The organism is Achromobacter sp. (genome assembly GCF_036567245.1).
Taxonomy (GTDB): domain Bacteria; phylum Pseudomonadota; class Gammaproteobacteria; order Burkholderiales; family Burkholderiaceae_B; genus Achromobacter.
Genome location: NZ_DATCUY010000204.1, coordinates 1 through 6440 on the forward strand (window position 1 = coordinate 1; position 6440 = coordinate 6440).

Annotated in this window: 6 protein-coding genes and 1 pseudogene; 3 read left to right on the forward strand and 4 right to left on the reverse strand. The window is 65.7% G+C overall.

The features are described from left to right. Together VIR09_RS08870 and VIR09_RS08875 are read right to left on the reverse strand one after the other, a co-directional pair. Positions 1-634, reverse strand: a 634-nt coding sequence (locus VIR09_RS08870) for an HlyD family secretion protein (protein WP_332012532.1), incomplete at its 3' end; no start/stop codon positions are given. 16 nt (positions 635-650) lie between these two features. Further along, positions 651-2240 (reverse strand): MFS transporter, encoded by a 1590-nt coding sequence (locus VIR09_RS08875; RefSeq protein ID WP_332012533.1) that lies wholly within the window; start codon positions 2238-2240, stop codon positions 651-653. A gap of 197 nt (positions 2241-2437) precedes the next feature. Between VIR09_RS08875 and VIR09_RS08880 the strand changes: the two genes are divergently transcribed. Next, entirely contained in the window at positions 2438-3019 is a 582-nt protein-coding gene (locus VIR09_RS08880) for a TetR/AcrR family transcriptional regulator (RefSeq protein WP_332012534.1), read from the forward strand. Positions 3020-3033: 14 nt separating this feature from the next. On the opposite strand, the pseudogene VIR09_RS08885 reads toward VIR09_RS08880, so the two are convergent. Further along, positions 3034-3939, reverse strand: a pseudogene (locus tag VIR09_RS08885) (LysR family transcriptional regulator). Between the two features lie 141 nt (positions 3940-4080). On the opposite strand from VIR09_RS08885, the gene VIR09_RS08890 reads away from it, so the two are divergent. Continuing rightward, positions 4081-4758 (forward strand): hydrolase, encoded by a 678-nt coding sequence (locus VIR09_RS08890; protein WP_332012535.1) that lies wholly within the window; start codon positions 4081-4083, stop codon positions 4756-4758. A 43-nt stretch (positions 4759-4801) separates the two neighbouring features. Here the strand turns inward: VIR09_RS08890 and VIR09_RS08895 are convergent, their stop codons facing one another. Next, positions 4802-5704: a LysR family transcriptional regulator gene (locus VIR09_RS08895; RefSeq protein WP_332012536.1), complete on the reverse strand. Its 903-nt coding sequence runs from the start codon at positions 5702-5704 to the stop codon at positions 4802-4804. Between the two features lie 172 nt (positions 5705-5876). Between VIR09_RS08895 and VIR09_RS08900 the strand changes: the two genes are divergently transcribed. After that, on the forward strand, positions 5877-6440 hold a 564-nt coding region (locus VIR09_RS08900), incomplete at its 3' end, for an alpha/beta hydrolase (protein ID WP_414639407.1).

Genomic DNA, 6440 nt, shown 5'->3' on the forward strand with positions numbered 1-6440 from the left:
CGCGGTTGGCTTGCGCCGCTTCGCGCTGCGCCTGCAGCACGGGCAGCTGTTGTTGCGCGTATTCCGCTTGCGCTTCGTTCTGGCTCAGAGCAGCGGCGGCGCGCACTTGCTCGGCGCTCGCCTGGTCATAGAGCGCGCGGCTGACGCCGCCTTGCTGGATCAGCGACTGCGCGCGCTGGAAATCCGCCAGATTGCGCGCGGCCTGGGCGCGCGCCGAGGTCACGGTCGCCTGCGCGATGCGTATCTGGGTCGTCTGCAACGTCTGTTGCGCGCCGATCTGTTGCAGCGTGGCGCTGGCCAGCGCCACGGCGGACTTCGCGTCCGCCACTGCGGCTTCATAGTCCTTGGGATCGATCCGCAGGAGTTGCTGCCCGGCCTCGACCTTGCGGTTGTTCTCGGTATCGACGCTCTTGACGTAACCGCTGACTTTGGTGGCGACGTAGGTCAAGTCGCCTTTGACGTAGGCGTTCTCGGTACGTTCGTAAGGCGTTGCGCCGTGCCACAGCGCGTAGGCGCCGTAGACCAGGCCGCCCAGGGCCAGGACGATGGCCGAGGCCACCAGGATGCGGTGGCTGGTGTGCAGGATGACGTGGCGGGCGCTGGGGGTCGGCGAGAGAGTGATTTCAGTGCTCATGGAATGGCTTCTGGTCTTAGGCGGTCTTGCTGGAAAGGAATGGGGCGGGCGAGGCCAGCGGACTGGGCAGTTTGGGCAGCGCCCACACCACCACGGCGCCCAGCATCAGCAGGCCGGCGGCCAGCAGGAAGGCGTCGCCATAGCTCAGGGTGTAGGCCTGCCTCGCGACGCTGCGCGCCAGGCGGCCAAGCGCCACTGCCTGCGCGCCGCCTGGATCGGCGACCCAATTGGCCATGCCGCCGGCGGTCTGGCTCAGGCGCGTGGCGGTCTCGTTCGCCAGCGCGCCCACGCTTTCATTCAAGATGGCCGAGTGGTACTTCTCGCGTTCGTTGACCACGTGGCTGAACACCGCGATGCCGCTGACCAGGCCCAGCACCCTCGAATAGTTGAAGATGATTCCGCAGGTAGCGCCGTCGGTCTTGCCGATGCCGTAGACCGCAAAGCGCAAGGTCGCAACCGAGAACAGGCCTTGGCCCAGTCCAGCGACCAGCAGCGCCGGCGCGAAGTTCTGCGCAGTCCATTCGGGGCTGAGGGAGCCGCTGAGCAGGCAGGCCAGCGCGAACAGGGCCAGGCTGGCGCTGAGCACCAGCCGCTGGTCGACCCGCGGCGCCAGCCAGAAAGCGATGGGCAGCGAAACGACCGTGCCCAGCGATAGCGGCAGCAGCATCGCGGAAATCTGTTCCAGCCGGAAGCCGTGGATGCGCATCAGGTACTGTGGCGCGATCCAGACGGCGAACAGCGTCCCGAAACGGAAAATGATCTGCAACACGATGGCCCAGCTGAAGGTGGACTTGCGGAAGATGCCCAGGTGCAGCAGCGGGCGGTTTGCCTTGAGCAGGCTGGCCGCGCCCAGTCCCATTCCAACCAGGCCCATCAGCAGGCAGGCGCTGATCCACCAGGTTTCAAGCCAGAAATGGCGCTCGCCTTCCGAGATGACGATGACCAGGGCGCTGAGACTGGTCGAAAGCAGGGCATAGCTGGGCCAGTCCTTCACTTTGAGATAGTGGATGTCGCCGCGGTCCTGGCGCAACGCGCGCCGGGCCAGCAGGTAGTACGCCGTGCCCAAGGCGGCCTGGGCCCAGAACAGCATGCGCCAGCCATCCAACGCCGCGAGTTCGGCCGCCAGCCATCCCGCCAGGCCGACCCCGATGGATGTGGCCGCGGCAAAGGCCGCGAGGCCGCGCACCTGGCTCCGGCCGGGCGGCAGGGTGGTCATGACCAGCAGGAACATCAGCACAGGCAGCATGCCGCCGAAGAAGCCTTGCGCGAATCGCATGGTCAGAGCCCAGGCCAGGTTCGGCGACAGGGCCACGGCTGCGGACGCCAGCGCGAAACCCAGGCCGGCCCAGCGCATGCTGCGGCCGCGGCCGAAAGCGGCGGCCGAGGTCATCACGATGGGCAGGCAGAAGATCTGGCCCACGTTGTAGATCGTGGTCAGCCATGCGCTCGCGTCGGCGCTGGCGGACAGGCCGCCGCCTATGTCGCCGAGCGCCAGGATGGCGGCCAGGGGAAAGGTAGATCCGATCACCGCGCCTAGCGAAGCCACGGCCACGGCGTAGAAGCGGCCAGGCAGGGGCGGCGACGCGGGTAATGACGAGGTTGACATGGCTTAGTTTATAAATACCATCAGTATCGTTAAGCAAAATATATACTCTTGGTATCGTTATAGCAATCGGAATTCGACGAGAATTGGCGGCATCGATGGAACGGTGCCACCCGCAGGCGCGATCGGCGCCTGCTCGACGCAAATCCAGGAATCAGGGAGTAAACGTGGCGGAATCCAAGATCCAGAGGCGATCGCGCGTGTCGCACGGCGCCGTGCGCAGCGAGGAAACCCATAGCGCCATCATCGAGGCAGCGGCGGCCATTCTTGAGGAGTCCGGTTATGCCGGCTTCACGTTGGACGCGGTCGTCAAACGCGCGGGCTCCAGCAAGCCGTCCATTTACCGCTGGTGGAAGAACAAGGCGGCGCTCATCATCGAGGTGTACGAACGTTCAGGCGAGTCCGCCCTGACCACATCGCGCAAGGGCAACTTGCGCGATGAGCTGGCCGACTTCCTGGCGGCATTGTGGAACTGGTGGGGCGGTACGCGGGCGGGTGAGGCGCTGCGCAGCATCGTGGCCGAGGCTCAATCTGATCCGCAGACGCTGAGCCTGCTGCGCGACGAGTTCGTCGACCGGCGTAAGAACAACCTGCGGGTGATCTTCCAGCGCGCCTGTGACAGGGGCGAGCTGCAGTGGAGCCCGGATGTGGAGGCCGCGATGTCCTTGGCGATGGGAACCAGCTGGTTCCACATGCTGACGGGCACGCTGGCCGACACGCGCCTGTGCGAGGTTTATGCCGACATACTGGTCCGGGCCTTGGAGGTGCACCAGGCCAACTAAATCCGCAACACCGGCTAGTCCTCCTGCAGCCGCCCGAAGCGCTCCGCCAGATAATCCACCAGCGCCCGGACCGAAGACAGCAGGCCGCGCCGCGAGGGGAACACGGCGTGTATCAGTTCGCGGCGCGGCGCCCAGTCCGGCAGCAGCCGGACCAGCTGTCCCGCCTGCAGCTGTTCCCGCACCATCAATGTGGGCAGCTGCACCACGCCGACGCCCGCCATCGCCGCGTTGCGCAAGGCGATCATGTCGGTGGTGATCATCCTGGGGGCGAGCGAGACCGTGGCCTACTGGCCGTCCTGCTTGTACAGCTCCAGGCGATAGGCCTGGTTGGGCGTGCCCAGCGCCAGGCTGGGCCAGGCGCCCAGATCATCCGGCGTTGCCGGCTGCCCGCATTCGGCGGCCAACGCGGAGCTCGCAACCAGGCTCTGCCCGCGGTCCGCCAGCACGCGCATGACCAGGTCGCTGTCTTCCAAGGGTGGCGGCCGCACGCGTATCGCCACGTCGACCGCTTCGCCCAGCACGTCGACCCGGCGGTTGGTGGCCTCCAGCTGTATCACCACGCGCGGGTACTTCAGCATGAAATCCGCCAGCATCCCGCCCACATGGGTATGCAGCAAGGCGATCGGACAGGTCAGCTTGATGACGCCGCGCGGCTCGACCTGGGCCGCGTCTATCACTTCCTGCGCGGCCTCGGCTTCGGCCAGCATGGCCTTGCAGCGTTCGTAATAGGTCTGGCCGATGTCCGTGACCATGAAGTGCCGGGTTGAGCGCTGGATCAGCCGCACGCCCAGGCGTTCTTCCAACAGGGCCAGCCTGCGGCTGAGGCGGGACTTGGGCATGCCCAATGCGCGTCCCGCCGGCGCGAAGCCCTGGTGCTCGACGGTCTGCACGAAATAGAAAAGATCGTTGAGGTCCTGCATCGCGTTCCTTTACATCCAAAAATAGGACTCTGATAACAAAAAACGGGTCTTTCGCTAATTTTGTTCCATTTTTATTATTTGTGTAGCCATAAGGCTTTTGATTCGGCACACCGCCGGCGATTTTCAATCAAGGAGTACACCATGTCTGCACCCGCCAACTTCAACGGCCAGCGTCCCGTCATCGATCCCGCCGACGCCGTCATGCTGCTGATCGACCACCAAAGCGGCCTGTTCCAGACCGTGGGCGACATGCCCATGCCTGAACTGCGCGCCCGCGCCGGCGCGCTGGCTTCGATGGCCACGCTGACCAAGATGCCGGTCATCACCACCGCTTCGGTGCCGCAAGGCCCCAACGGCCCGCTGATCCCCGAGATCCACGCCAACGCGCCGCATGCGCAATACATTGCGCGCAAGGGCGAGATCAACGCCTGGGACAACCCCGAGTTCGTTGCCGCCGTGAAGGCCACCGGCCGCAAGACGCTCATCATCGCCGGCACCATCACCAGCGTGTGCATGGCGTTCCCGGCCATCAGCGCCGTCGCCGACGGCTACAAGGTGTTTGCGGTGATCGACGCCTCGGGCACCTACACCAAGATGGCCCAGGAAATCACGCTGGCGCGCGTGGTGCAGGCGGGCGTGGTGCCGATGGATACGGCGGCCGTGGCCTCCGAGCTGCAGAAGACCTGGAACCGCGAAGACGCCATGCAGTGGGCCGAGGTCTACACCAAGGTGTTCCCGGCCTACCAGCTGCTGATCGAAAGCTATGCGAAGGCGCAGGAAGTGGTGAAGAACAACGAAGTGCTGGATTCGCAACGCTGATCCGCTTCGAAATCTGGCGGCCATCCGGGCCTCGAGGTCCGGGTCAGGCCGCCACGCCATGGCGCTCGGCAATGCGCAGCAGCAAGGCTTCCAGTTCCTGGAGGATGGGCCGGTGGTCGTCCACCCGCCGCACCAGGGCCGAGGGCATGGCGGGCAGGTCTATCTCCACGAATGCGATCTCGGGCGTCGCGTAGTAGCTGGCGGCGCGCTTGGTCAGCATCAGCAGGCCCTCGCGAGTGTTCACGGCGGCGATGCCTTCGCGGATCGTGCGCACCACGGGGCCGTCGCCGATGGGCTTGCCCTTGGGAGTATGGCGGGGAAAGTGGTAGTCCTGCCATTCCTGGTTGACCGATCCCGGCACCATGCGCACCAGCCGTTCCTCGGCCAGCAGTTCGGGGTCCAGCAGGGTCGCCGCGGCGAACGGGTGGTCCAGCGGGACGCACAGCATGCGCTGGTCCCGCAACACGATGGGCCCGTGGCACAGGCCGTCCGCGCCCAGCGGCAAACGGCAGAACGCCACGTCGACCGAGCCGTCCGCCACCGCCGCATAGTGGGTGACGTAGGTCAGTTCCAGGAACTCCAGCTCCACGTTGGGATGCGCCGCCTTGAATTCCGAGACCAGGGGCCGGTATAGCTCGTAGAAGCCGCCGCCCAGGAAGCCGATGCGCAGATGGCGCGGCTTGCCCGCGGCCTGGCGCTTGCAATCGTCCAACGCGGCTTTCAGCATGATGACGGCCGGCCCGGCGCCCAGTTGCAGGGTTGCGCCCAGCGGCGTCAGCGCGACCCGGCGGCTGCTGCGCTCGAACAAGGGGGCGCCCAGCGTTTTCTCCAGGGCCTTGACCGCCTCAGATACGGAAGACTGGCTCATGTGCAGCGTCTCCGCCGCGCGGCCGAAATGCAGTTTGTCCGCGACGGCCAGAAAGCAATCGAATTGGCGTAGATCCATGGCTGTGGGGCGGCTCGGCGGGGAGGTTAGTGGTTTCTATATCAATCGGAATGGCCGATTGATTGCATGAATAATAGCGCTTGTTCGCACGTGGCCCGATGGGCAGAATTCGACCTGTTCACACAAGCTTAGCTCATTCATGAGCGACAAGGAGACAGGCATGAGTTCATCTATGCCAAACAGGTCAGGTCCAAAAGGATCGGCAGAGCCGATTGAATTCTTGGTCGAGGGGGATTTGGTCCGCGGGACCTTCTACCTGCCGCAGAACGCCGCCGGCCCGGTGGCCGCGGTCGCGCTCGCGCATGGCTGGTCCATGGTGGCGGGCGGAGACCTGGAGGAATACGCGGCCGCCGTGGTGGACCAGGGTCTGGCCGCGCTGACCTTCGACTTCCGCCATCTCGGCCGCAGCGAGGGCATGCCGCGTCAGGAGATCGATCCGCAACGGCAGATTCAGGACTTCCGGTCCGCCATTTCCTATCTGCGCCGGCGCCCGGAAGTGGACCGCGAACGCATCGGCATCTGGGGCAGCAGCTATAGCGGCGGCCACGCCCTGACGGTTGCGGCGATCGACCGGCGCGTCAAATGCGTGGTCAGTCAGGTCCCCACCACCAGCGGCTTCTCGGCGGCGCAACGGCGCGTGCGCTACGACAAGGCGCAGGCGCTGCAAGCGGCCTTTGAAGCCGACCGCGAGGCCCGCGACGCCGGCCAGCCGCCGGCGACGATGCGCATGGTCGAC